At 32.4% G+C, this 25,076-nt stretch carries 21 protein-coding genes and 1 pseudogene; 9 read left to right on the top strand and 13 right to left on the bottom strand.

Translation table 11 applies throughout. The features are described from left to right. Window positions 1-644 precede the first annotated feature (644 nt). The 6 genes from AAGD29_RS01025 to AAGD29_RS01000 form a co-directional block, all read right to left on the bottom strand. Window positions 645-851 (bottom strand): HEPN domain-containing protein, encoded by a 207-nt coding sequence (locus tag AAGD29_RS01025; RefSeq protein ID WP_341758175.1) that lies wholly within the window; start codon window positions 849-851, stop codon window positions 645-647. Next, a complete protein-coding gene (locus AAGD29_RS01020; protein WP_341757979.1) occupies window positions 852-1,892 on the bottom strand; it encodes an IS630 family transposase in 1,041 nt (346 codons plus the stop codon). A 220-nt stretch (window positions 1,893-2,112) separates the two neighbouring features. Beyond that, the gene (locus AAGD29_RS01015; RefSeq protein ID WP_341758174.1) at window positions 2,113-2,649 is read right to left on the bottom strand and encodes a nucleotidyltransferase domain-containing protein; all 537 of its coding nucleotides are present in this window, start codon (window positions 2,647-2,649) and stop codon (window positions 2,113-2,115) included. Window positions 2,650-2,872: 223 nt separating this feature from the next. Continuing rightward, window positions 2,873-3,856 carry a DNA polymerase III subunit delta gene (gene holA, locus AAGD29_RS01010; RefSeq protein ID WP_341758173.1) on the bottom strand — a complete coding sequence of 328 codons (984 nt, stop codon included), beginning with the start codon at window positions 3,854-3,856 and terminating at the stop codon, window positions 2,873-2,875. Window positions 3,857-4,140: 284 nt separating this feature from the next. After that, on the bottom strand, window positions 4,141-4,644 hold the full coding sequence (locus AAGD29_RS01005) for a hypothetical protein (protein WP_341758172.1): 504 nt from the start codon (window positions 4,642-4,644) through the stop codon (window positions 4,141-4,143). 16 nt (window positions 4,645-4,660) lie between these two features. Further along, window positions 4,661-6,787, bottom strand: a complete 2,127-nt coding sequence (locus AAGD29_RS01000) for an Rne/Rng family ribonuclease (RefSeq protein ID WP_341758171.1) — start codon at window positions 6,785-6,787, stop codon at window positions 4,661-4,663. A gap of 629 nt (window positions 6,788-7,416) precedes the next feature. Between AAGD29_RS01000 and AAGD29_RS00995 the strand changes: the two genes are divergently transcribed. Next, on the top strand, window positions 7,417-8,574 hold the full coding sequence (locus AAGD29_RS00995; RefSeq protein WP_341758170.1) for a hypothetical protein: 1,158 nt from the start codon (window positions 7,417-7,419) through the stop codon (window positions 8,572-8,574). Here the strand turns inward: AAGD29_RS00995 and AAGD29_RS00990 are convergent. Both AAGD29_RS00990 and nusB read right to left on the bottom strand, forming a co-directional pair. Continuing rightward, on the bottom strand, window positions 8,554-9,246 hold the full coding sequence (locus tag AAGD29_RS00990; RefSeq protein ID WP_341758169.1) for an RlmE family RNA methyltransferase: 693 nt from the start codon (window positions 9,244-9,246) through the stop codon (window positions 8,554-8,556). The two genes, AAGD29_RS00995 and AAGD29_RS00990, sit on opposite strands and share 21 nt — an antisense overlap. After that, complete coding sequence (gene nusB / locus AAGD29_RS00985) at window positions 9,236-9,733, bottom strand: transcription antitermination factor NusB (RefSeq protein ID WP_341758168.1); 498 nt, start codon at window positions 9,731-9,733, stop codon at window positions 9,236-9,238. The genes AAGD29_RS00990 and nusB overlap by 11 nt, the downstream gene beginning before the upstream one ends. A 91-nt stretch (window positions 9,734-9,824) precedes the next feature. Here nusB and rseP point away from each other — a divergent pair, with 91 nt between their 5' ends. Together rseP and bamA are read left to right on the top strand one after the other, a co-directional pair. Further along, window positions 9,825-10,892, top strand: a complete 1,068-nt coding sequence (rseP, locus tag AAGD29_RS00980; RefSeq protein WP_341758167.1) for an RIP metalloprotease RseP — start codon at window positions 9,825-9,827, stop codon at window positions 10,890-10,892. A 65-nt stretch (window positions 10,893-10,957) separates the two neighbouring features. Further along, complete coding sequence (gene bamA, locus AAGD29_RS00975) at window positions 10,958-13,306, top strand: outer membrane protein assembly factor BamA (RefSeq protein ID WP_341758166.1); 2,349 nt, start codon at window positions 10,958-10,960, stop codon at window positions 13,304-13,306. Between the two features lie 330 nt (window positions 13,307-13,636). Here bamA and AAGD29_RS00970 read toward each other — a convergent pair whose 3' ends face one another. The 4 genes and pseudogenes from AAGD29_RS00970 to AAGD29_RS00955 all read right to left on the bottom strand — a co-directional run bounded on the left by AAGD29_RS00970 (window position 13,637) and on the right by AAGD29_RS00955 (window position 17,669). Then, window positions 13,637-15,088, bottom strand: coding sequence for an IS4 family transposase (locus AAGD29_RS00970; protein WP_341757292.1), 1,452 nt, complete (start codon window positions 15,086-15,088; stop codon window positions 13,637-13,639). Window positions 15,089-15,356: 268 nt separating this feature from the next. Continuing rightward, a pseudogene (locus tag AAGD29_RS00965) lies at window positions 15,357-15,966 on the bottom strand (IS982 family transposase); the annotation flags it as partial. Between the two features lie 276 nt (window positions 15,967-16,242). Then, window positions 16,243-17,010 (bottom strand): NAD kinase, encoded by a 768-nt coding sequence (locus tag AAGD29_RS00960; protein WP_341758809.1) that lies wholly within the window; start codon window positions 17,008-17,010, stop codon window positions 16,243-16,245. Further along, a complete protein-coding gene (locus AAGD29_RS00955; RefSeq protein WP_341758165.1) occupies window positions 17,001-17,669 on the bottom strand; it encodes a phosphatase PAP2 family protein in 669 nt (222 codons plus the stop codon). Before AAGD29_RS00955 ends, AAGD29_RS00960 begins: the two co-directional genes overlap by 10 nt. Window positions 17,670-17,732: 63 nt before the next feature. Between AAGD29_RS00955 and AAGD29_RS00950 the strand changes: the two genes are divergently transcribed. Continuing rightward, window positions 17,733-19,412, top strand: a complete 1,680-nt coding sequence (locus AAGD29_RS00950) for a ribonuclease J (RefSeq protein WP_341758164.1) — start codon at window positions 17,733-17,735, stop codon at window positions 19,410-19,412. A gap of 474 nt (window positions 19,413-19,886) precedes the next feature. Beyond that, a complete protein-coding gene (locus AAGD29_RS00945; RefSeq protein ID WP_341758163.1) occupies window positions 19,887-21,212 on the top strand; it encodes a hypothetical protein in 1,326 nt (441 codons plus the stop codon). Window positions 21,213-21,246: 34 nt separating this feature from the next. Here AAGD29_RS00945 and tsaB read toward each other — a convergent pair whose 3' ends face one another. Then, entirely contained in the window at window positions 21,247-21,924 is a 678-nt protein-coding gene (gene tsaB / locus AAGD29_RS00940) for a tRNA (adenosine(37)-N6)-threonylcarbamoyltransferase complex dimerization subunit type 1 TsaB (protein ID WP_341758162.1), read from the bottom strand. A 202-nt stretch (window positions 21,925-22,126) separates the two neighbouring features. On the opposite strand from tsaB, the gene AAGD29_RS00935 reads away from it, so the two are divergent. From AAGD29_RS00935 to mlaD, 4 genes are all read left to right on the top strand, one after another. Continuing rightward, window positions 22,127-23,539, top strand: coding sequence for a phosphomannomutase/phosphoglucomutase (locus AAGD29_RS00935; protein ID WP_341758808.1), 1,413 nt, complete (start codon window positions 22,127-22,129; stop codon window positions 23,537-23,539). A gap of 73 nt (window positions 23,540-23,612) precedes the next feature. Beyond that, a complete protein-coding gene (locus tag AAGD29_RS00930; protein WP_341758161.1) occupies window positions 23,613-24,221 on the top strand; it encodes a ribonuclease HI in 609 nt (202 codons plus the stop codon). Then, window positions 24,209-24,550, top strand: a complete 342-nt coding sequence (locus tag AAGD29_RS00925; RefSeq protein WP_341748339.1) for a complex I NDUFA12 subunit family protein — start codon at window positions 24,209-24,211, stop codon at window positions 24,548-24,550. Before AAGD29_RS00930 ends, AAGD29_RS00925 begins: the two co-directional genes overlap by 13 nt. Then, complete coding sequence (gene mlaD, locus AAGD29_RS00920) at window positions 24,550-25,005, top strand: outer membrane lipid asymmetry maintenance protein MlaD (protein WP_341758160.1); 456 nt, start codon at window positions 24,550-24,552, stop codon at window positions 25,003-25,005. The genes AAGD29_RS00925 and mlaD overlap by 1 nt, the downstream gene beginning before the upstream one ends. Window positions 25,006-25,076 lie beyond the last annotated feature (71 nt).

Genomic DNA, 25,076 nt, shown 5'->3' with positions numbered 1-25,076 from the left:
GTTAAACTTGCATCTATAACAACTAATGACTGTGACTTTTAAATTACCTTGGTTTTTAATTACCCTGTCTAGTGTTTAATAGCTTCTAATTACTACTTATATCACAATTAATACACCCACTAAGCAATATTTAACATTTAATCGATAAAAATTATCATTCTCTTCACTTAACACTGATAATTCAGTTATTTTTAGTCTTTAAAGACTCTCCTGCTCTTAATTGCTTTGTTTTTATTATATAGTGAAACCTATTGAATTAGGTGATATAAATTTTGTGTCATACCTGCGAAAGCAGGTATCTAGATTCCCGCCTACGCGGGAATGACAATTTACAATTGTTATGTTCTTTGTCACCTAATCCTATGGGCTTCACTATAGTAAGATTAAGCCAAATCACGTTACTTCTTTTCCACTAATCCTTTCAAGGTAATTTAAAAGTCACACTCTGGAGTTGAAATAAGTAATTATTAAGAACATCAAACGTCATTGCGAGAAGGCGTGAAGTGCCGACGAAGCAATCCGGGAAACGAAAAAAATAAATTATCGTATTTTTGCTGGATTGCTTCGTCGGTTGCAGCAAGCAACCTTCTCGCAATGACGTTTGTAAGCACATATCTACCTAAAATTGCTTCAGTTTTTCAACTTTAAAGCGTGACTTTTAAATTGCCCTGAATCCTTTCTAGACAGATTTTTTTTGTCACTGTTTTTAACTTCTTTACTCTATCAATAAGGTAAAGTAGCTGTTCTTTAGTTATCTTATAATCTTTGTTATAGCGAGCTTCAATATAAGCCTGTTCAAGTAATCTAAAACATTGCCTTTGCTCAACGCTAGAATGAGGTAATATACTCAATTAACCTGAAGAGTTGCAGAAATGGTTAACGGTAATAGTTTGGAAATTATCGTTTATTAAGGTACGTAACCTATCTTTATAATCACCGATGTTGCTAAAAAATTTGTTTATTGCTTCCGAAAATTGTTCAAAATTATGATAAAATTTATTATTAGTTGTAATACGGTGCATAAACTTCCATAATCTCTCAATTGGGTTCAGATTTGGACTATATGATGGCAAAAATACTAGCTCTATTTTCGTATTTACTAGGTATTCCTTGACTTTCTTGGATTTGTGGTAACTAGCATTGTCACAGATTAAATATATTCTCTCCTTGTCACTATTCTCCTCTTCTAACTTTTGTAAAAAATTAACTATCTGCTCCCCATTTATTTTGGGGTTCTCTGTACTTACTAACTGCAAATCGGCTAGGTTAATAGCACCAATCATGTGCTTTCTTTTCCAGCCACTGAATGTTGGTAAGGTTTTATCTTGGTTCTTTCTTATCCAACCACACCTTGCCCTTGCTTGATACTGAGGATGAACACCATCCATAAAATATATAGCTTCCTTATCTCTGAGATTCCCTTTTAGCAAACTGTAGTTTAACTTAAATAATTCTTGCTTGTCAAAATCCAGCTTAGCCGGTACTATTTTCGGCTTCTTGTAAACAAATCCCAGTTTGTATAGTAATTTTGTTACTCCCGTTATCGTATATGTCACACCATATTTGTTCTCAATGTGATGCATAATATCTTTCGCATAAACATAATTATTTGCTTCTAGGTGAGTCACTAATTCTGTCTTCTCACCATCACTTAATTTGCTTGCACTACCCCCATTGTCGGTATTAAGCTTATTGGCTTTTTGATAATCAACAATATGTTTTCTTATCGCTTCGTGGCTCAAGAGTAGTACCTTAGCAATCTCTACATTACTATACCCATCGTCATACATCAAAACTGCCTTAATACGATCACGTATGCGTCCGTCTCGTTCTGTCTTATGACGTTCCTTCAACTTTTCTCTTTGTTCTTCTGTCAATACATTCTTACTCATAATGTCCTAAACTTTATAATATCTCTCCTATCTTTGCAACTCTTCATTTATGAGTAGTATAGCTGCCATAATTCTTCATTGTAATTTCCTGCTATACTACCTAATTTTCTTATATCGTGTAGTTTAGGTTTATAGCCAGAAAAGACTAACAGGATAGCATTATAAAAACTTTCGGTAGCTTGGTGTAACTCAAAAGCAGACAAAGCAAAGTCTTTTCTTGTTAGTTGATATTTACAAGCAAGAAAAAACCTGTGCCTCTTGCAAACCAGTATTCATAATCTTCTTTAGCTATCTCTCTTCTTTCTCCCCAGGGTAAGTTTTTAGCTTCCGCCAGCTGAAACTCACCACTATCATATAAAAGAATTCCTTCTTTTTTTATATCAGAAAAGAAATAATGCCCCTTCTCTAACTGACTATTTACCGTCTTGATTGATTCTAGCACCAAAGTTACCCATAACTCAAAAGGACTTCTTAATGATTTTTTTTCCAACCTTTTTTCTATTTTATCTTCTATGCATAAGGCGGCAAGACCGGCATGTTTGCCTTTCTTCATCACCAACATAAGATCGAGATCACTTTGATAACTATAAGTAATGTGTCCTTTTTTATATTCATCTTGTACCCAATCTCCCCTAGCATAAGAACCAAATAAAATAATCATCGCTATCTTATCTTTTCCAACTGCTAAGATTTCTTTTACAATCTCATCAAGCTTTTCTTGAATTATCATAGAACGGCTAGGTAAGGTAGTTTTCATATACATTTATCGTCATATTTTGAGAATATATTATATAATTTTACCGAATTTGGGATAAGAATTTGCCAATTCTTATCCCGTATTCGCGTAATTATAGTGAAACATATTGAATTAGGTGATACAAATTTTGTGTCATACCTGCGAAAGCAGGTATCTAGATTCCCGCCTATGCGGGAATGACAATCTACAATCGTTATGTTCTTTGTCACCTAATCCTATGGACTTAACTATAGTATGTTTTAACATAAACTTGTTGATATATATCAAAGCCAGCTGGATTTAGCTTATAATCAATTTCTGCTTGCTCTAAATGTTTCAATGTTTTAATGCAATTTTCTAAGTTAACCTTATTTAGAGCTTGCTTAAAACTTGGCACATATTTATAGAAAATTGGTGGAGATAGTGATTTTATAGCCATATCTATATTAACACCCATTGCTAATTTATTCAATACGGTGTATAGATTTAGATAATACCTGATTAATGCTCTGATAATTAGCACTTCATTAATATTTTGTTGTTTTAGTTTGGTAAATTCTTGTAAAAAATTATCAAGATTTCCTGAGGAAAAATAAACGCATAAATTATCCCCATTCCCTGTAAAATCATCACTAACTACAGCTAGTGCGTCATCCAAGGTGATTTGATCTTTATCAAATGTAAAATATATTAACTTATTGATTTCATTAACTAGTGTTTGATGGTCACCTTTTAAACGAGCTGTTAAATAGTTAACAGTATCTTCACTTATAACCTTACCAATACTGTTACATTTTTGTAAAATTATCTTAGTAATTTTGTGTTCATCATCGTGATAGCAAGCTAGAGAAGCCAAATAAGTTTCAGTTTCAAAAAACTTACGTATACTAGAAGCAGCTGATAATTCATCAGCAATAAAAACTAAGAAATGCAATGAGTCTTTACCAAGAGCCAGTTTTAAAGATTTATCTATAGACTCGCCAACTGACCTTACTATAATCAATTGTTTTTGCATAAAGAAATTTTGGGTATTAACTAACGTCTCGAGCGATCGATTTTTAATTTCAGAATATTCTATAGAGGTTTTTAGTAAGTCAAATTTCTTCACTAAAGTCTTACAAACTTTATCAATATACCCTTTATCTGGACCATAAAGCAACAGAGCCTTAATTTGTCCATTTTCTACCTTATCAAGTAGCTGAATGATTTGTGATAGATAAAGCTTCATCTTTAATTCTATTTTGTTAAAACGAACTGATTCTTTTTGGTAATTTTGTCGTCAAAATTTGCTTCCGTTCCTCACATACATATAAGTATGCTGCGGTATACTCGATGAAAATCAATAATTGCGTTGTCGTTGTCCAAGACCTGCGGTACTCACGTACTAATGTACGCTGTGCTCCTCGGCTTGGACACTCCTAGCACTTGTTGATTTTGATCTTCGTCTACCAACTCTTCATTTACGAGCAGTATACTCAGCTACATTTTTCCTAAAAATTCCTCAAAAATTATTCAGTTCGTAGGCACTCTCTTAAAATATAAAATTAATCTTGCTAGGATCTCATCTGCCCCTTGTTTTGTAAGATCTTTCAATGCTACCTCTTCATCTATATAGCTATGATATGGTAAAGAAGCTGTACTATAAGAGGTTATATGACTAAATGTTCCTGTTGTCACTTCTCGATTAGTAACAATATCAACTAACCTATATTGAATAGTTTGACTGACTGTTTCTCTTAACACATCAGAATTCTTTTGAAGAATAAGTGGTAAAGTTTTGTTGGTAAATTTTACCTTTAATAAATATTTTGTTGTGGCTGTTGTAGACCTTGGTAAAATACTCGATAAATAGTAACAAAATTCTGCACCTTCAATAGATGCTATTGGCTCAATTTCAATGCTACTTAATTGGCTTAATTCCTGCGTGCTATATTTATTACTATATACAGGTTTTAAACTACAAGAGGTACATAAAAATAAGTAAGCAAGAGCTAATAATAAATTTGAACGTACCATATCATATTTACCATTTTCAACTATTAGCTACCTCCTGAGATTGTCCACTATCATTGTCATCTACCTTACGTTTATTATAGTTACGTACTCTAGAGGGGCGAGAATAATTTGATTTTTTCTCAATATATTTACGGTTTGACTTATTGGTGTCAAGGTCATTATCTCTGTTATCCGATTCATTTACCACTACTGGTTTATTAGTTTCTTGAATAGAATCAATTACCTCTTTATCAATTTTTTCTATACCTTTATTTGATTCACTACTAGTTTCTAATTTATCAGGTATTTTCCATTTTTGCTTCTTCTTGTTAGGAGCAGGAGTCTCTTTAGTACTCTTTTCTTCTTGATAATTAGAGGACTGATTCTGAATTAATGGCTTATTACCAGCTTCTATATGGCTAGATTTCTTCGGCAATTTTATTTTTTCAATTGAATAATTATCAGAAGTGGCAGAAGGATCAACGTGGAATTTTAACTTTAAATTATATTTTTCTTCAATTAGAGATATTTCTGACCGTTTATTATTCAGTAAATAGATAACTGAATGAATATTAGCAAAAATATTTACTAAATCAATATTTTCATTAAAAATCTCATTTTCTACCGTACGTAGAATCAACATAGCATTTGATTCATCTGCCCTAACAAGACCCTTACCGTTACAATATGAACAAATCGATGAATTTGATTCCAAAAATGATGGTCTTAATCTTTGACGAGACATCTCAAGCAAACCAAATTGGCTAATATGAGCAGTTTGAATTCTTGCACGATCTCTACTTAGAAATTCCTTAAAAGACCTCTCGACAATCCTACGATTTCTAGCCTCATACATATCGATAAAATCAATAACCACTAAGCCTGATAAATCTCTTAATTTAATTTGCCTAGCAATTTCTCTAGCAGCTTCTAAGTTGGTCTTTAATGCCGTTTCTTCAATATTTTTTTCAGAAGTTGCTTTTCCTGAATTAACATCAATTGAAATAAGTGCTTCTGTTGGATTTATCACTATATAACCACCAGAAGGTAAAGCAAAAACTGGTTGGTATAGTTTTGCTAGTTGTTCCTCAACAGCAAATTTTGTAAAAATTGGCACCTTATTTTTGTATTCTTTGAGCTTAGCCAAATCAATAGGTAATATATCCTTCATGAATTTCACAGCATTTTGATAAGCCCCACTACCTTGTATTATCAACTCTTTAACAGTATGATCACACATATCTCTTATGACTTTTTGAATTAGACCATCTTCTTCATGTATAAAACAGGGAGCTACAGATTTAAGAGTACTCTCCCTAATTTTATTCCATAATCTTGCTAAATAATCATAATCTCTTTTTATGTCTAAAGTAGTACAGCCAGCACCAGCTGTACGAATTATGATACTTGACCCACTACTGTTATTATTTGCAGTTATGTTACTGACTATATTCTTAAGCCTTTTTCGCTCATCAGCATTGGATATCTTACGCGATACACCATTCTGCAATGGAGTATTAGCCATCAGAACGCAATACTTTCCCGCAAGAGATATAAAGGTTGTAAATGATGCACCTTTATTAGCTCTTTCCTCCTTTGTAACTTGAACAAGCATAACTTGTCCTTTTTTTATTACTTCTTGAATTTTGTATTGCTTTTGTTTATTGTCTTCTTCTCTATCACTTTTGTCTACACTTATTGTTTCAATGTCATTATCTAGGACATCCAAATTAAATTCCACCTGAATTTTTTCGTCCACTAATCTTTCTATGGCATTTAAATCAATTTCTTCACTATCTATTATCGGATTATAATCCCTCTTTGTTTCAGATTCTACAAAATCATCTTGGGTAATATCTAAAAGAGAAATTTCTTGTAATTTATTTATAGAAGTCAAAGATTTAAGGTCAGATACTGGTATATTATAATAATATGGATGAATTTCATTGAAAGGTAAAAATCCGCTTTTGTCCGGACCATAATCTATAAAGGCAGCCTGCAACGCTGGCTCAACTCTTATAACTTTTGCAAGATATATATTACCTTTGATTTGTTGTTTTATGGCTGTTTCATATTCAATATCCTCGATATTGTTACTATGATTCAGTAAAACCACCCTTGTTTCATTAGGGAAGTTAGCATCAACTATAATTTTTTTACTCATTAATTTTTTACTCGTAAATTTCTAGGTATATCTCTAAGCTCCGTAAATTAGCAATATTAGAGAATATTATAACAAATTTAAAACTTAATATTAAGTTTTTATGAGAAAACATTTAACAAGTACATTAACCTAACAAATAACTAAAAAACTCTACTTAACCTAAATTCGATATAACATAATACTACTATGGTACTTACAGGATCAAAAACGATGTCATTCCTAGCTAAAGGCGGGAATCCAAAAAATAACCTGCAAAGGTTTTATATATTATAGATTCCGCTACCTGTGCGGGAATGACATACTAGTGATCCATAGACGTATCGGTGTCAACTTAACCAATCTAGGTAGCATCCCAATCAGGGGTGATGGCATTCCTAGCTAAAAGCGAAAATCCATGATACCTAACAGTCATTCAGGCTGTTTTTTGGATTCTGCAGCGAAGCGGGGATGACATCGAGAACTAATTATACCTACTTGGTTATATAATATTTTATTAATGGTCAAAATAATAAATTAATTAGACAAATCATAATGAGTGATATAATGTACTGGTTATATAAAAACCTCTTAAACGCCTCTCAACTAACAAATTTATATACGATGTAATCTAGTTTAGCAAACAATTATTTATGACCCAAAATAATCATTTAAAAACAGTTTTGCTATTGTTTTTTAGCGTATTTCTTTTTGCATGTATCACTTACATCAATGCACTTATAATGCCAAGTTTTCTGCTAAGTAAAGGCTTATCAGGGGAGCAACTAGACCATATCGAATCAATCGAAATGTTAGGTTATATAATAGCCGGTTTATTCTTAACCCCATTAATTAACAAAATCAGCGATAACAAAACTACTATTGTTAGCTTAATCTTACTTATAATAGGCATGTTAAACCTAATTATGATTAAGGATTACACCCTTCTTAAAATCAATTTTATTGTAATGGCATCTGCCTACTACACTTACATAACCACAACTATCATCAAAATAGTAGAGTTAACCAATAACTATAAATATTATAAATATTCTGCTCTTATTATCTTTTCTTTGTTATGGATAGCTGGACAGTTTACCGTTGATTTACTAACTGTATTTCTAGAATCAGCTATAAATGGGTTATTATTATGCACATTACTTTATAGCTTCATTATTATAACTTGCTTACAAAGAGAGAATATTAATAAAAATACAACTTTAGTTTCTAGATTTTCATTCTTAATTGAGAATATAGAATTACAGGTCCTAACAGGCTTTATGGTATCTTATATTACTTTCGATATATTGTGGTATTATGAAGAATTTGCCTTAGAGAAAAACTTTCCTGTATCAAAGATAGACACTATTACTCATTATACTCTTATAAGTATATTTTTCTTGATATCACCTGTTATTTTATCATTAAAAATAATCAATAAATATCTTGCGAACTTAATATTGATAATTATCCTCCTAGCCAGTTTTATTCTTTTACCATATTATGGAGTCACTTTAATAGGTAACATCTATCTCCTTTCTATAATTGGTGTATGTTTATGTGCTATTTTTATTTGTAATATATTAATATTATCCGGTAAATTTGAAGCACAAGATTTGAGAACCGCACTGGCAATATATTTCACTATGTGTGCTATTGGTATTTATTCTGGAGCTTTATCTTCTTATATATCCCATGGACTCTATGATGGGCAGGGTTTTCTATTTTCTACATATAGTGTTGTTGGAACTTTTGTACTTTATTATTCTTGGTATTTTTTTAAACGAAAGTTATACAGATTTCCTACTTAAAGCGATTAAATAAACCTCTACTGACTCTTTACGACTAGAAGATGGTTTAAAATGCTTGACCTTATGAAAATTAAGTTTAACTCTGTTTAGCACATTATTCTCCGTACCACCTCGAAAAATTTTAGCAATAAAATGCCCCCCCGGCCTTAAAATTTTTAAGGCAAAGTCAATCGCATGCTCACATAAGTCAAGAGTCCGAATATGGTCAGTTGTTGCATGACCCGTCGTGTTAGCAGCCATATCACTCATTACCACATCAGCACTACCATCAAGCATCTTTATAATAATCTCTTTGGTATCTTCAGCATAAAAGTCTTTTTGTAAGCAATGTACACCAATAATTGGTTCGATATCAAGCAAATCAACTGCAATTATCGTGCTATTATTACCACTTGACTCATCAGATTTAATAATTTTGCTAGCTACTTGACTCCATCCACCTGGTGCAGCACCTAAATCGACTAATTTCATCCCTGGTTTTAACAGATTAAATTTTTCATGGATTTCCAGCAACTTATAAGCTGACCTAGATCTATAACCATCAAGCTTTGCTTTAGAAACATATGGATCATTTAATTGACGCGAGAGCCACTGTTTTGACGAATTTTTACGCTTTTTTGTAGTTTTAATGGCAACAAATTTACCTCTAAACCCTAATATATTAGATGTCATGACACATGATCTCGCTAGATTTTTTAGCAATTCTATCCAATACAGAATTAACAAAACCAACTTCGTTCTCATTCAACATATCACTTGTAATGTCGGTGAATTCATTAATTACCACTTTACTTGGAACATTTGGAAGAAATTGTAATTCACAAATTGCCACACGCAAGAGAGCAAGAAGCAGAATAGATAAGCTGGTAATTTGCCATTCCGATGTCAAATGCCTTGATATCATCTTATCAATTTGAGGTAAATTTACAACTACAGACTTTACTAACAATTCAAAATAACTTATACTTAACTTCACTTTTATTGGTTTATTGAAATTGGTTGTTAAATCATTAGCTACTCGTTCATCTTGATAGAATTGAACAATTTGCTGCATAATCCGGTCTATGTTTTGATCAGGACTCTCCGGTTTATACTGATAAATTGCCTGCACCGCAGCAATACGTGCTATCGTTTTGGTACTAATCTTGGTTGAGGTCATAAAAACTTTGATCTATTGGTAACATATTTAATCTATTAGCTATAGCAAAAAAGCATAATTTAGTAAACCTATTTAAAAAATAATGAGTTGTATGTTATCAATATTCGGATTTATTCTAACAATCAACTTATTAGTCTTTATTCATGAGTTTGGTCATTATTACATAGCTAAAATATTTGGAGTAAAGGTTGAGGAATTCTCGATAGGTTTTGGTAAGGAACTCTTCTCTAAAATAGACAAAGATGGCGTAAAATGGAAAATTTGTACCCTACCCTTCGGTGGTTACGTTAAAATTTATGGATTTGACTCTGCAACACTTAAAAATATCCAAGATAATAGACCTCTAGCTTTTCTTAGCAAGCCTCTATGGGTTCAATTCTTAATTATAGCTGCTGGACCTATAGCTAATTACTTGTTAGCCATCATCATATTCACAACTATTTATTGTTTTCATGACCAAGTAGAGATACCTCCTATAATTGGTGAAGTGGTGGCTAATTCACCCGCTGAATTAGCTGGGCTTAGAGAAAATGATAAAGTTATTATGATTGGCACTAATAAAATTAATAGTTTTGTCGATTTACAGAGAAATATATTCATGAGCGGAACTAAACCCATCAATCTTTTAGTTGAAAGGCATGATGAGATTATTGATATTGTTATAACTCCAAAGGAGATTAGTCAAAAACTGGATAATCAACCTGAGATAAAAAGACCTTATATAGGAGTTATTGCTAAGAATGAACCTATTTTTATAAAAATGAATATTTTTCAAAGTATCTATCAAGGATCAAAAGATGTTATTTATATTTCCAACTTAATTTTAAGAAACTTTGGACAAATGCTGATGGGTACAAGATCTTTAAATGAGATGGGAGGACCAATTGCTATTGCTAAGGAGTCAGGGAAATCTTTAGAACAAGGGGTAGCAAATTTTGCACTATTTGTAGCCATGATATCAATTAATCTAGGTTTACTTAATTTGTTACCGATTCCAGTTCTTGATGGTGGACATTTAATGTTCATAATATATCAAATAATTTTTGGAAAAACACTTAGTGGGGCAATAAAAAATGTTATACTAAGACTAGGTATGGGGATAATTATTTTTCTTATTGTAATTTCCCTGTCAAATGATATAAAAAACTTAGTATTTTAAATAATTAAGTTAACCGAGATTTATTTCTTGGCCTAGTAGAAATAGGTAATTTATTCCTGTTCAGTATGACTTATAAAACCAAACAAAAGAAGGTTCTTGTGAAAACAAACGTCAAATCAACTATTAAACTAGCTATTTTGGCAACAACTGTTTTATATAATACATCAGCTTTATCGGCTGAGTATATTAAAAAAATAACTATTCAAGGTAATAAAATAATCGAAAACTCGACTATTGAAAATTACTTAAAGCTTCAAGTAGGAGAAGAATATACTTCATCCAAAGGAGATGAAGCAATCAAAAATCTTTACTCAACGTCTTTGTTTGAAAATATAAGTATTACACTAGTCAATGGTGGCAATTTGATAGTTACTGTATTAGAAACTCCGTTTATTACTAAAATAGTGTTTACAGGTAATTCTAAAATCAAAACATCTTCATTATCGAAAGAATTGCTTACCAGGTCTGGTGAATCAATGAGTTTAGCATCAATCCAACTAGATGTGGAAAAAATTAAAGAACTCTACAAACGTTCAGGTCGTTTCTCTACAACCGTAACGCCAAAAATTGAGAGGCTTGAGAATGACAGAGTAAAAGTTACTTTTGATATTGCAGAAGGACCTAAAACAACTGTTAAACAAATCTATTTCAGTGGAAATAATAATTACCGTAGTACAGAACTACAATCTGTTATCCTAACAAAACAGTCAAAATGGTTTAACTTTTTAGAAACAAATGATACCTACGATCCAGACCGCTTAGAGTATGATAAAGAATTGTTAAAGGAATTCTATCAGTCAGTAGGATTTGCCGATTTTCGTGTTATTTCTGTTACAGCAGAACTCAATCCAACCAAAGAATATTTTACCATCACTTACTCTATTGAAGAAGGGGCAAAATATAATTTTGGCAACATTACTATTGACAATAAATTACCTAATATTGACATAAATGAAATTAAAAAATATATTAATGTTAAGTCGGGTGATACATTTAATATTAATAGTTTGAATAAAATAGCAAATAAAATCTCTTCACATTTTGCAAGTAAAGGTTATCCAGGAATTAATGTTTACCCTGATATAAGTAGTAAAAACCCTAATCATACTGCCGATATTAAATTCGTTATAGATAAGGCAGAAAAAGTATTTATTAATCAAATTAATATTACGAATAATCTAAAAACTGAAGATAAAGTTATTAGACGAGAATTTAAAATTTCTGAAGGAGATATATTTAACCGTTCTTATATAGAAAAAGGTAATCAGAATTTACGCAATTTGGATTATTTTGAAAAAGTACTTATTAGTGTTACACCAACAACACGAAAAGACAAATATGATATTAATATTGATGTTGAGGAAAAATCAACATCTTCAATTAGTTTTGATGCTGGCTATAACACAGCGGGAGGACCATTTGGACGTATATCATTTTTAGAACGCAATTTTATTGGTACTGGAAAAGTATTAAATGCTGGAGTACAAGTAGGAAAAAAGAGTATTAGTTACTATGGTGGCATAACCGAACCTCATTTTCTTGATAAAGATTTATCGCTAGGTTTTAATGTTTTCAATAATTATAGCGGTCGTGGGACTTCATTTCTTTCACAAGTAGATCAAAATTATACGTTAAAATCTATAGGACTCAAAACTTCTCTTGGTTATGATATTGCGGAAGACTTAAGTCATGAAATTGACTATACTATTAAGAGAGATGTATTAAGCTCTCCAGGCAATTCAAGTTCTATATTCTTAACTGAACAGATGGGAAAATTTATCACATCCGCCATCGGACATACTATCACTTATGATCAGCTTGATAGTAGGATTATTCCTAAAAATGGTTATGTTATTAGCGGCACTCAGGAATTTGCTGGTGTTGGGGGTAATAATAAATATTTAAAACATGAACTAGACGGTAAATATTTTAAATCTTTTGTCAATAATAAACTCACTTTAAAACTTTCAAGTAGTGTCGGTGATATTATGGGTGTAGGAGGTAAAACTGTAAGAATTTCTGATCGGTTTAATTTGGGTGATTATAGCCTTAGAGGATTTGCTGCTAGTGGAATAGGTCCTAGAGAAAAAACAACAAATGAAGGTCTTGGCGGAGAAAAATATTATACATTTTCAACAGAACTCAACTTTCCAACTGGTTTACCAGAAGATTTTAATTTGACTGGAGCTGTTTTTATGGATGCTGGTAGCCTGTGGGGTGTAGGATTAAATTCTAAAAGTATTTATAAATCTGATAGTTTTTATAATGATAAGTCACTTCGTGCTTCTGTTGGGGTGGGGTTTATATGGGTCACTCGCTTTGCCCCTATCAGAATGGATTGGGCTTGGCCAATTAAAAAGAGACCTTGTGATGAAAAGCAAATTTTTCATCTAAAGTTTTCTACACATTTTTAATATTGTAACCTGAGTTCGATGACATCCGAGGGTACAGGGATGACACCCTAGGCTATTAAACCGATGTCTTACATCGAATTGAGGTTTTCTTAGGAAAGCAAAGACGTGGTGTAATTAAAGAATATATAGAACTCAGGTTAAAGATAGGTATAGTTTGCCCCATAGTACCCTATATTTTTTATATAACCACTATTAAAATGGCTGCTGATCGTCTATTAGCGAGGAGTCGCTGAAAGCGGTGACGCGGCAATCTAGGATACGCGAAGCGTACTAGAAAAAACAGCTTCGCTGTTTACCTAGATCGCCACGGCATCTAAAGATGCCTTACTATTACCCACAAATATTAGAGTTAGCTAATTGATAACCTTGAACTAGATCAAATAACCGTTGCCATCCTCTCCACAATACAATAGGACCAGGCTCTAGATCATTTTTTCTTGCTAAATACCCACCCAATTTAGCAACCCATATTATAGCATTTTTTATTGTAGGAATTGTATTATTAGGGGGAGCTGCTTTGTGTATCTTTACATACAAAACTCGCCATTCTTCTTCAGCTAATATTACACTACATGGTAGATTAGGATTAGTTCTGCCAATTAAAGTAATAAAAAAAATTCTCCAAGCAATTATGCTCATGATTGTCAAGTATTTTATTAATCTTTCTCCTGTTGCAAGTCTACATTGTTCAACCCTAAATCCAGATTTTAAAATTTTATGAAAAATTTCAATTCTCCATCTTAAACAATACCATCTTACTTTCTCTATAGCTTCTTCAAAATTATTGATAACTATATTGGTTAGTAACATCCATTCTAATGGTGTTGTTCCACTAGGGGGACGACGCTCAATAACATTGATGGCATATACTGGTAAATTTGGCAATGTTTCTGTTTTATGTCTTACATTGTTTACAGGAGGATTCATTATAAATTTTCCAAATCTAACTTCCAAATGTCTAATCCTATTAGCTTTATTTTCTTGACTAGTATCTTTAACTGCTATTTCTCCAGCACACTGGAAACCCGATACTACCTTCCACAAATATTGTCTATCTTTTTTGGAATATTTTGACTTTTTATTTATTTCTCTATCCTGTGCAGCTCTAACTAAAACTTTAGATTTCTGAGCTTGTGCCAATTCAAAAAAATCATATATATCAGCTTCTCTATCACAAACAGTTATAATTTGGGTATTACTATTATTCGTTGCATTAATAGTGTTCTGTAATGCATTAAGCCACTTCATACTTTCTTTATCTTTAATATGTACCGCATTACCATGACTAGTTTTTTTTAACTGTTGTATTTCTTCAGGCACTGCTGGTCTATTGTGAATCTTTTGATCCAACAACCCAAGTGCTAATCCATTGGTAGCAACCGCAAAGGCAGTATGCATTATCAGACCTTTACATTCAATATTTTTAACATTCTTTCCCTCTTTTCTTGATAACACACCCAATCCAGTAGTTTTTTTATGACTAGTATATGTGATATAACTAGTATCTTGTATAACAAGAACTTTATCATGCTCTTTGATTCTTTCTACTGCTTTAGCAATATGGGCTTCTAATATTTTTGATTCCTTAACATTATCGTTTTTAAAAAAACGATATGCTGCTTTTGTTTCTGCCCAATTTCCACATGCTTGATTAATTGAGCTTTCAGGTATATTTGCAAAATTATCAGCTATCTTTATTAACCTATTTGTCAGCCTTTTATCACCCAAAATAGCTCCACTAAATTCCTCGGTCAAATAATTATTTATTATTTCTTGACTCATACTATACCTTTACAATGTAATATTTTAATTGCAAATCAGTATATTATTTTTACTTCTTTTTCACCATTGTTATTTTGTGGGTAATAGTAAGCTAAAGATGCCTCGCGATAACGATTATAGAAAAATGTAGGGTACTACGTCAATTCGGGATAAGGATATTGAGAACATGTAGATTAAAATCAAATTTTGTTGAAGGTTTATTTTTCTTTAATGAATAAGCAACAAGAGTAGATAATATATGGACAAAGGCATTTATTGGTGATCTATGTCTAGTATGTTCAAGGTTCATTTTATTTTTTAGATAATCAAAAACTGTTTCAATTAAGTTACGCTTTCGAAGTAAGATTTTTTCTTTCAAATCCATTAATTTATTTTCCATATTCTTCTTAATTCCATGAATCATTTTTAAGCCTCTTTCATATAAATTTAAGAACAAATTTTGCTTAATATAACCTTTATCAGCTGCTATAATTCCAGTTAATCTTTTTGTTAACCGGTACTGGAATCCTATCATCTACATTGCCTTTGGTCACTTTTAATGCCATAAACTCCCCTTTATTATTGATTGTTACATGTAATTTAAAACCATAAAAATACCCCATAGAGGATTTACTATGTTTGGCTAATCCTTTAAAAACTTTATTGCTATAACGCCTTTTATTGTGACAAGCTTTAATCGTTGTAGAGTCAATAAAATAAATACCTGTTTCCTCACCAAACAACAAATGAATCAACATATTTAGCGGTATGAGTAATCGTGCCATTAATTCAACAAATCTATTATAACTCAAGGCTTTAGGGAAATCATCCTTATGCATGCACTCTATATAACTTTTATAGAAAAATTTAAAATTCTTAGCATAGGATGTATGAAACATAATTATTATTGTTAACATTTCACTTAAACTCATGCTACAACAGCGATTTCTCTGCTTATTTGATGGTAATAACTTTCTCTGTTCATACTCCAAATAAATTTTACAAAAATCATCTATAAAACTATATAATTCTGTGATATCTTTTTTCATGCCTGTAGTTTGTTTTTTTGTTTAAAAATATAAATACTGCAGGCACTCCTTTTTGACAATCCTTTTATCTATTACTATTTCATCTATATCTTATCCCAAACTGACGTGTACTATGAGTTTGCCCTATTACTCATTAAATTGCTCCTTAATAATTCGATTTTCAAGGCTATTTTTTTTATCAAATAGTAACTTTATCTTCTTGTTTTTTACAGATTTAATTAATACTGACTTAATATTATCAAACTCTTGAAAATCTGCAGCTGCATTTACTGGTCTTTTATTACTTTCTAAGATTTCAAACTTTATAGTAGTAGAAAATGGTAGTAACGCACCATGCCAGCGTCTTGGACGGAAAGGACAAATTGGTGTTAGGCATAATACGTTTGACTCAAGTGGCAAAATAGGACCTCCAGCAGATAAGTTATACGCACTACTACCAGCTGGGGTTGCAACCATTGCCCCATCGGCTACTAATTCACTCATACGCTCAACTTGATCAATTTCGATCCTAAATTTAGCAGCTTGGTTGGTTTTACGAAATATTGATACTTCATTAATAGCTAGGGCAGTATAAATTTTATTGTCTATGCTTTCTGCTTGCATTTTTAAAGGGTATAAATGAGAAATTATAGATTCTTGTAAATTATCCATTAACTTTTCAACAATAACTGGATTCATTAAAAACCCAATATTACCAGAATTAATTCCATAAAAAGAAACATCAAGATGCATATAACGGTGTATCGCATGTAGTAATTCTCCATCCCCTCCAACTACAACAATTATTTCTGCTTCATCTACCTTACAAAACTTATAAACTAGTTCAAGTTGTCTAACTAGTTCTAATGATTTTGTAGAACTATTATAAACAATCGCAATTTTATTTAAATTAATTTTAGTTTTTGCCAACATAAATACAATAAATGATTAATTGTTAATATAACAACACAAGAAGCCAGTACATCACTTAAAAAATGTCCTCCCATTAATATACGACTTAGCCCAACTAATGTACCAAAAATCAATGTGACACTGTAAATTCTTGAGAAAAATATCAAAGGAGCAACATAAGCAAGACTAGTTAAGCTATACCCCATAGCTGCATGGCCTGATGAAAATGAACAATTATGTAAACATTCATTAGAGATTGAGAAGGCTCTAGTAAAATTTTTTGTACCATTAAACTCTTTAATCTGCAGCGGACGAGCCCTACCAAAATTTTCTTTAAATATATAATTTACTAGTAGTCCAGGACCTATTGCTGTAGATAAAATTATATAAAAGCCCCCTGAAATAATAAGCCTATTAAAAGTTTTGTACTTAACAATTAAGTAAAATAGGTATAATAATATTACTATAGTCAGTAGTTTACTTAATATTGGAATAACTTCAAATAATAATTGTACAATATTATTGTTACGATAGATAAATCCATTATTGCTGTCGTAGAATAATTTTGAGAAATCTATATCCAAATTAGGAAATAGTATAGTTAATAATAAAACTATACCAAAGGTGAATATACTAGTATAAACTAAATTAGTATTAATCATAGACTACAAGCCAAAAATAAGTTATAAAAGTATACTCAAACCCTACATAATATAGAAGTTAATATGCCATTCAACATTAAAAACCATAAAAATGATTTACTATTTTTACCACTTGGTGGTGCAAATGAAATAGGCATAAATGTCAATCTATATCATTATCAAGGAAAATGGTTGATGGTTGATTGCGGTAGTGGTTTTCCCGATGAATATTTACCAGGTGTTGATATGATAATTGCTGATATTAGCTTTATTAAAAAACACAAAAAAGATTTGTTGGCTTTAGTGTTAACTCACGCTCATGAAGACCATCTAGGAGCAATCCAATATTTGTGGAGCAGTCTAGAATGCCCAATATATGCCACTACCTTTACAGCCAATTTTCTAAAACTTAGATTAGCAGAATATGATTTTGCTAAAACTATAAAAATTCATGAAGTAAAACCTTCGGCAAAAATAAATCTTGATCCATTCCAACTAGAAATGATACCATTAACCCATTCAGCTCCAGAAATGCAAGCAATTATGATACGTACAGAAGCTGGCAATATTCTTCATACTGGAGACTGGAAATTTGATGATGATCCGGTACTTGGTAAGAAAGCTGATGAAAATCTACTAAAATCTTGCGGTGATGAAGGGGTTTTAGCTTTGGTCTGTGACTCAACTAATGTATTTAATGCAGGAACTTCTGGCTCAGAAGGAGAAGTGCGTAAAAGTTTAGTAGATATTATAGCAGGTTGTCCTCAAATGGTCGTGGTAACAACTTTTGCCTCAAATTTGGCTCGTCTTGAGACTCTAATTCACGCAGGTCAGATGGCAAAAAGAAAAGTAGTCCTATCGGGAAGAAGTTTGCATAGAATTTTGCTTGCAGCACAGGAAAGTGGTTATATGAAAGATATTGCCCCTTTGATCGATGAACGAGATATAGCAAGATTTAAAAGGCAAGAACTTTTAGTTATTGCTACTGGATGTCAAGGTGAACCTCTAGCAGCTACTGCAAAAATGGCAAATAATAGTCACCATAGTATAAAGTTAGCTCCTAAAGATACAATTATATTTTCTTCAAAAATTATTCCTGGCAATGAAAAGAAAATTTTCCGTATGTTTAATATTTTTGTAAGGTCAGGAGTTGAAGTGATAACTGAACGAGATCACTTTGTACATGTTTCTGGACATCCATCAATTGACGAACTCAAACACATGTACTCCCTAATTAGACCCCAGATTTGTGTACCAGTGCATGGTGAGCCGGTACATATACATGAGCAAACAAAATTAGCTCGTAAAAATGGTATAAAACACGCTATTGAGGTAGAAAATGGTAGCTTATTATTACTTGATCCTCATAACCCTCATATTTTATCCAAGGTAACAACAGGCTATTTAGCTGTTGACGGCAATTATCTTTTACCAGCGGAATCATCAATTTTTAGAACTCGTAGACGTATGCGTGATGCTGGTATAGTAGTGGCAAGTTTGGTAATAAATAAAAATGGTAGACTTAGTTGCAACCCTATTTTATCTATGCCGGGTCTTCTTGACCCTGACGATGATGCACAACTAATTAATATGATTAAAGATGATATTACTGAAACAATAGAAATTCAGAGAAAATCAAAAGGTAGCATTCTCAATGAACAGATTGAAAATGCTGTAAGGTCGGCTATTCGTAAAACATTGAAACATGAGATAAATAAATCACCCATTATCATAGTCAATGTAGAAAAAACTATTGAAAACTAGTTTATTACCAACTGTTCAAGTTTTTAGTAATGGTCAATGTCATATATGGACGAAGTTCATGCAATCCCTGCATATATGTCATCCCTGCGAAAGGTCTATGTCATTCCTGCTTCGGTGCGGAATCTAGAAAAATAGACCGAGAGGGTTTGTTAGACTTTTTTAGACCCCGCACCGAAGCAGGAGTGACATTGTGGTGGATAGGGGTGAACATTGTAGGCAGGGTTGACATATACGATAAAACGATGTCATTCCTGCGAAAGCAGGAATCTAAAGAAATAGACAGGAAGGGTGCTTTAGATATTCTAGATCCCGCACCAAAGCAGGGATGACATAAAGGGAAGTTGATGACATAGATTCTCAAGGTGAATAAAACTTGCACATTTGGTAGTTTATTATAACATACGCGAATTCGGGATAAGAATTAATAATTCTTATATCGAACTGAGGTTAACATAAGTTAATTAAGGAGGTATTATGGAATCGCATAGTTTTACATCTGATGATGCTGCACAAAATACAGATAAAGTCTTACAATATATAGCAGAGTCCTTTGATCCTAAATATGACAAAGATTATCGAGAAAATCCTAGATCTAGTGAAAAACAGGTTAACAAGGATATAAACCGCGGTGTCTTTTATCTTGAAACCCAAGATGGAGAGCTAGTAAACTTACTAGCTAAGTGTAAGTTAGGCAAAGATCAGGACTACAAGGTAACTTATCAAGATATGCATGATATGTTAACAAATGATTATCATTTATCAAAAACACAAACAGAATATATTTTAGCTGCAAATCACCAAAGTAGTATAGCTGCTGCTACAGTTGGATTCACTCCACTAAAAATTAAAGCATCTGATATTTATGGATATGATCCTGGGAGTGAATGGCTAAGAAATGGTAGTATGTCCAAGATCACTATAGATAAAGATCGTAACGTATCCTATATCGGCGGACAAAATTTCATGTTTGATTGTAGTATGGATGCTTTCTCCTCATATAGTGACCTTAGGAAGATGATGGGTACGAAATTTAATAGCCAAGATTCTATGGCCATAAATATTACAGCTACGTTAGGAAAAGTAGGAGATCCTGAACCAAAAACGCAGGTAGTAATTGATGTGGCTGGTACTGGTAAGATTGCTGATCAATTGATTAGTGATATACAAGCAATCCAAACAAAGTGTGAGCCAAAAGACCATCAAGCAATTATTGATAGTAATAAGGCTTTATCGAAAGAATTATTAACTCCTCCTCTTAATGAGCAACAATATAAAACAGCTATGAAAGAAAGAGTTTCACAAATCATATCAGATGAAAGAGTAAAGCCGGAAACAATAACCACATTTAAAAAAGCAGATGGTGCTACAGAGGCTTTAGCTGACATATTGATAGAGCGAATTGATCAAGCAATTGCAACTCAAAAAGATCCAAAGACAGGGAAATTAAGTTCACAGTCCATTAATGACATTGCTAAAAAAGCTGCGGAACAGTTAAATAAGTTTATCGATAATCCAAATAAATATACAGTAAAGAAATTTACTAAGCAGTTAGTAAACGATCAAGCTGCAGCATTATCGGATACGATAATGCCAAGGAAACATTTTATTGCAAGAATTTGTGAATATTTAAAAGACAAATGGCATGGATATTCTGATGACAAGAGCAAACTACCATTGGCTGAACAATTGAAGAATGAAGCAAAATTTGTCGGGAAAAAAGCAAAATCACATATGTCATCTAAAGCACCAACGTCACCACCTCCACATAATGAAAAGACGGAAGGTAAAGGAAGAAGTTAGGAAAATTTTTAATAGACTTCTTGCAGCAGTAGAATTATGTAAGAAGTCTAATCTTCGCATCAGCTGGTCTAATATATAACGGCTCTATGGAGTTAGAAAAATTGTGCTTCCTTATTTTATCGGCTATATATTTACATATATGCAGTGCCTTCACTCTAGTAAAACGAGGTAAAATTGTTAAATTTTTTATATCCCTAATCTTGTCGTATATCATCTCTACCCCGCTACCCGCACAGACATTAATAGTAGCATCTTCTGTATTTAATAACTCCACAGCTTGGTCATAATTTATCAGTGAAGGAATAGAAGCTTGTTCATTTTGGTCAAAAACTTGGCTATATAATTGCCCTCTATATGCATTGAGAAAAATAAAAATTTTATTATAATCTTTTACTTGCCTGCTGGCTCTCCACCAAAAATACTCAAAATTAGATGTAGTGATGCCTGTTATCTCTGTACTTAGCAACAAGCCTTTTGCCACTGATAACCCTATTCTAATACCTGTAAAACTGCCCGGACCGTTTGTAACGGCCAAATAATCTAGGTCATGATAAGAAAGCTTTGCTATTTTCAGAGCTTCTTCAATCATTGGCACTATAGTTTCAGCCTGCATAGAAGATCTTAATTCTTCAATATAGGCTAGAATAATCTGATCTTCAGAAATTGCAACAGATGCACTATTATTTGTCGTATCAAATGCTAAAATTTTCATTTATAATATATACTGCTATGATTTCAAGAGTTGGGTAGACGAAGGTCAACTTCAAGAAGAGCTAGGAGTGTCAAAGTCGAGCAGCAGAGCGTACATTAGTACGTGAGCAGCACAGATCTTTGACACGACGACGCCAATTCTTGAAGTTCACCGAGTATACTCAATATTTCAAGTTTTGTAAGTATACTCAATTATAATGACAATGGAAATAAATAGAACAATTTTTAGACTGTATGACATTCGTGGCAGCAGTCTAATAGATATTAATCCAACTATTGCTTATAAAATTGGCTTTTGTTTCACCAAAATGCATATATCCAAGCAAGGGAACGAAATATTTATAGGGCGTGATGGTAGATTAAGCTCCCCTGCCCTTTACCATGCTTTGGTTAATGGCATTATTTCAGCTAAGGGAAAGGTTACCTCAATAGGCATTGTCCCCTCCCCTGTTTTATATTTTGCTGATAAAATATTTAAGCCACAAGCTAGCATAATGATCACAGGATCCCATAACCACAAAGATGATAATGGCTTTAAGTTGTTATCACAAGGAAAGTCTTTTTTCGACCAACAAATACAAGATTTACTGAATAATATTCTAAGTCAAGATTGGTCCACCAATCTTATTATACCAAAAAAATTTCTAGCACTAAGTAATATACGCAATTTAAATGTTACCGATAAATATCTAGATAGGATTTTGCAAGGAATAACTATAGATCCTCAAATAAAAGTCGCATGGGATCCTGCCAATGGTGCGGCTGGAAATATTATTGACTTATTAGCGTTAAGGTTACCTAACAAAAATATCGTTATCAATTCGCAAATTGATGGTAATTTTCCTAATCACCATCCAGATCCAACTATTCCCAAGAATCTAGAACAACTAATAGAGATAGTTAAGACTCAGGATTGCGATATTGGTATTGCATTCGATGGGGATGGAGATCGTATAGGCATTATAAGTAAGAAAGGACGAATAATTTTAGGCGACCAAATCCTTGGTATATTGGCAAAAGATGTAATTGATCAAAATCCAAATGCCACTATTATAATGGATATCAAATCAAGCAGTAGCATATTTAATCAGATTAAGTCATATGGCGGAAACGTGATAATGTGGAAAACAGGCCATTCCTTTATCAAAGATAAGATGCAAACAACTAAGGCGTTACTTGGCGGTGAAACTAGTGGTCATATATTTTTTGCTGATAAATATTATGGATATGATGATGCAATTTATGCCGCCCTACGGTTTGTTGATTTACTATCAAGGTCAAAAAAAACTTTGGACGATATGATAGATGAGTTACCTAAATGTTATAGTACCCCTGAAATTAAGATTTCTGTACCAGATAACCTTAAATTTGATATTATTCAGCAAATAAAAGAGGATTTAAACAGCAGAAATATCACTTTCAACGATATTGATGGTATAAGGGTTGACTCACATAATATACCCAATGAATTTCAAGGATATGCATGGTGGTTACTAAGAGCTTCGAATACTGAAGCTAAAATTATTGCTAGATATGAATCAGATAGTTTGGAAAAACTAAATAGTATAAAATTAGAGCTTTCATCTTTACTAGCCAAATATGGTTTGAAGCTATAGCTAACCCGAAAAACCCGAATTTGGGATAAGAATTGACAAATTCTTATCCCGAATTCGCGTAGGTTAAATTACAATGAATCTACAAGACCCAAATATTTCAAAGAGTCAAGCTACTTTGCCTAAGGTTACCATATACACTGATGGAGCTTGCTCAGGTAATCCTGGACCAGGTGGCTGGGGGGCATTGTTACAGTTTCATGGAGCTAGTGTAGAGCTAGACCCAAATGCTTTGAAGAATTGGTATAGCAAAAAAAAGTTAAACGTGTTAGATATATGTGAGAACTCCACGAAGTTTTGTGATAGCTTTTCTTTAAAGCAGAAGAGTATATTTGGTCATGAACTATATACCACTAATAATCGCATGGAAATGACAGCAGTAATTGAAGCATTAAAAGTTCTTAAAAAATCATGCTATGTAGAACTTTACACAGATAGTAAGTATTTACAGCTTGGAATAACACAGTGGATTAACACATGGATAAAAAATAACTGGCATAAAAACAACAATGATCCCGTCAAGAATGTTGATTTATGGAAAAAATTGTACGAAGAGTTAAGTAAACACTATATTATTTGGAATTGGGTTAAAGGTCACAATAATAATGAAGGTAATGAAATGGCTGATAGACTAGCTGTGAAAGGAAAAGAAACTGCTATAAAAATACTTAAATGTCATTCATAGATAATTTTTTTATACCTATTTTCTCTAAGGAAATTGGAAAAGATCAATTTGGTAACAAATATTATCAAAGTAAAAAGCAGAATTATTTAGGTCAAGCTAGAAGACAGGTGGTTTATAAAGGTAAAGTGGAAGCATCGAAAGTTCCTCCTATGTGGCATGCTTGGTTGCATTATATGACTAATGAAGTGCCAACTAACAATAATAAATTTGACTGGCAACAAAATTATCTCCCTAATATCACTGGCACTAGCTTATCTCATAACCTAATAAAAAATAGTACAACTGAAGCTAAATATAGTAGCTGGAAACCTTTAGATAAATCAAAATAATGAAACAGAATGTTATAGAAACTTTAGTTGGCTTTATAGTAATACTAGTTGCTTTAGGCTTTTTTGTTTTTGCTTATAAAATTGGTAACTCATCAAAAGTTGAATCTGGGTATATACTTAAGGCAAATTTTCAGAATGCGGAAGGGATAGTTCAAGGCAGTAGCGTGATGTTAGCTGGTATAAAAATCGGATCAGTAACCAACATAACTCTAGATAAAACTAGCTTTTTTGCCTTATTAACTATTAGCATCAATAATGATATAAAGTTACCTAAAGACACTAGTATAGCAATAGTCACAAGTGGAATACTTGGTAGTAGATACGTATCCGTAACCCCCGGTTCATCTGAAGAAAATTTGGCTGGAGGTGATCAGATAAAATACACCCAGTCAGCAGTTAATATTGAATCCTTAATAGGTAAATTAATTTATTCCTTTGGTAGTGGTCGTAAGTAAACTGAATTCGATGTAACAAGTTACATCGAACTTTCGTGTTATATATAGAAACAATCAGGTTTGAAGCGGCT

The organism is Candidatus Tisiphia endosymbiont of Ditula angustiorana, assembly GCF_964026425.1.
Lineage (GTDB): Bacteria > Pseudomonadota > Alphaproteobacteria > Rickettsiales > Rickettsiaceae > Tisiphia.
This window is presented reverse-complemented; position numbering and strand designations above follow the sequence as displayed.

Coding starts and splice junctions, on each gene's coding strand:
- mlaD (WP_341758160.1), top strand. CDS start 24,550: ATGAAACAGAATGTTATAGAAACTTTAGTTGGCTTTATAGTAATACTA.
- AAGD29_RS01005 (WP_341758172.1), bottom strand. CDS start 4,644: ATGGTACGTTCAAATTTATTATTAGCTCTTGCTTACTTATTTTTATGT.
- AAGD29_RS00995 (WP_341758170.1), top strand. CDS start 7,417: ATGACCCAAAATAATCATTTAAAAACAGTTTTGCTATTGTTTTTTAGC.
- AAGD29_RS01000 (WP_341758171.1), bottom strand. CDS start 6,787: ATGAGTAAAAAAATTATAGTTGATGCTAACTTCCCTAATGAAACAAGG.
- AAGD29_RS01015 (WP_341758174.1), bottom strand. CDS start 2,649: ATGAAAACTACCTTACCTAGCCGTTCTATGATAATTCAAGAAAAGCTT.
- AAGD29_RS00970 (WP_341757292.1), bottom strand. CDS start 15,088: ATGAGTCAAGAAATAATAAATAATTATTTGACCGAGGAATTTAGTGGA.
- rseP (WP_341758167.1), top strand. CDS start 9,825: ATGTTATCAATATTCGGATTTATTCTAACAATCAACTTATTAGTCTTT.
- AAGD29_RS00935 (WP_341758808.1), top strand. CDS start 22,127: ATGGAAATAAATAGAACAATTTTTAGACTGTATGACATTCGTGGCAGC.
- holA (WP_341758173.1), bottom strand. CDS start 3,856: ATGAAGCTTTATCTATCACAAATCATTCAGCTACTTGATAAGGTAGAA.
- nusB (WP_341758168.1), bottom strand. CDS start 9,733: ATGACCTCAACCAAGATTAGTACCAAAACGATAGCACGTATTGCTGCG.
- bamA (WP_341758166.1), top strand. CDS start 10,958: ATGACTTATAAAACCAAACAAAAGAAGGTTCTTGTGAAAACAAACGTC.
- AAGD29_RS01020 (WP_341757979.1), bottom strand. CDS start 1,892: ATGAGTAAGAATGTATTGACAGAAGAACAAAGAGAAAAGTTGAAGGAA.
- AAGD29_RS00925 (WP_341748339.1), top strand. CDS start 24,209: ATGTCATTCATAGATAATTTTTTTATACCTATTTTCTCTAAGGAAATT.
- AAGD29_RS00955 (WP_341758165.1), bottom strand. CDS start 17,669: ATGATTAATACTAATTTAGTTTATACTAGTATATTCACCTTTGGTATA.
- AAGD29_RS00950 (WP_341758164.1), top strand. CDS start 17,733: ATGCCATTCAACATTAAAAACCATAAAAATGATTTACTATTTTTACCA.
- tsaB (WP_341758162.1), bottom strand. CDS start 21,924: ATGAAAATTTTAGCATTTGATACGACAAATAATAGTGCATCTGTTGCA.
- AAGD29_RS00930 (WP_341758161.1), top strand. CDS start 23,613: ATGAATCTACAAGACCCAAATATTTCAAAGAGTCAAGCTACTTTGCCT.
- AAGD29_RS00945 (WP_341758163.1), top strand. CDS start 19,887: ATGGAATCGCATAGTTTTACATCTGATGATGCTGCACAAAATACAGAT.
- AAGD29_RS00990 (WP_341758169.1), bottom strand. CDS start 9,246: ATGACATCTAATATATTAGGGTTTAGAGGTAAATTTGTTGCCATTAAA.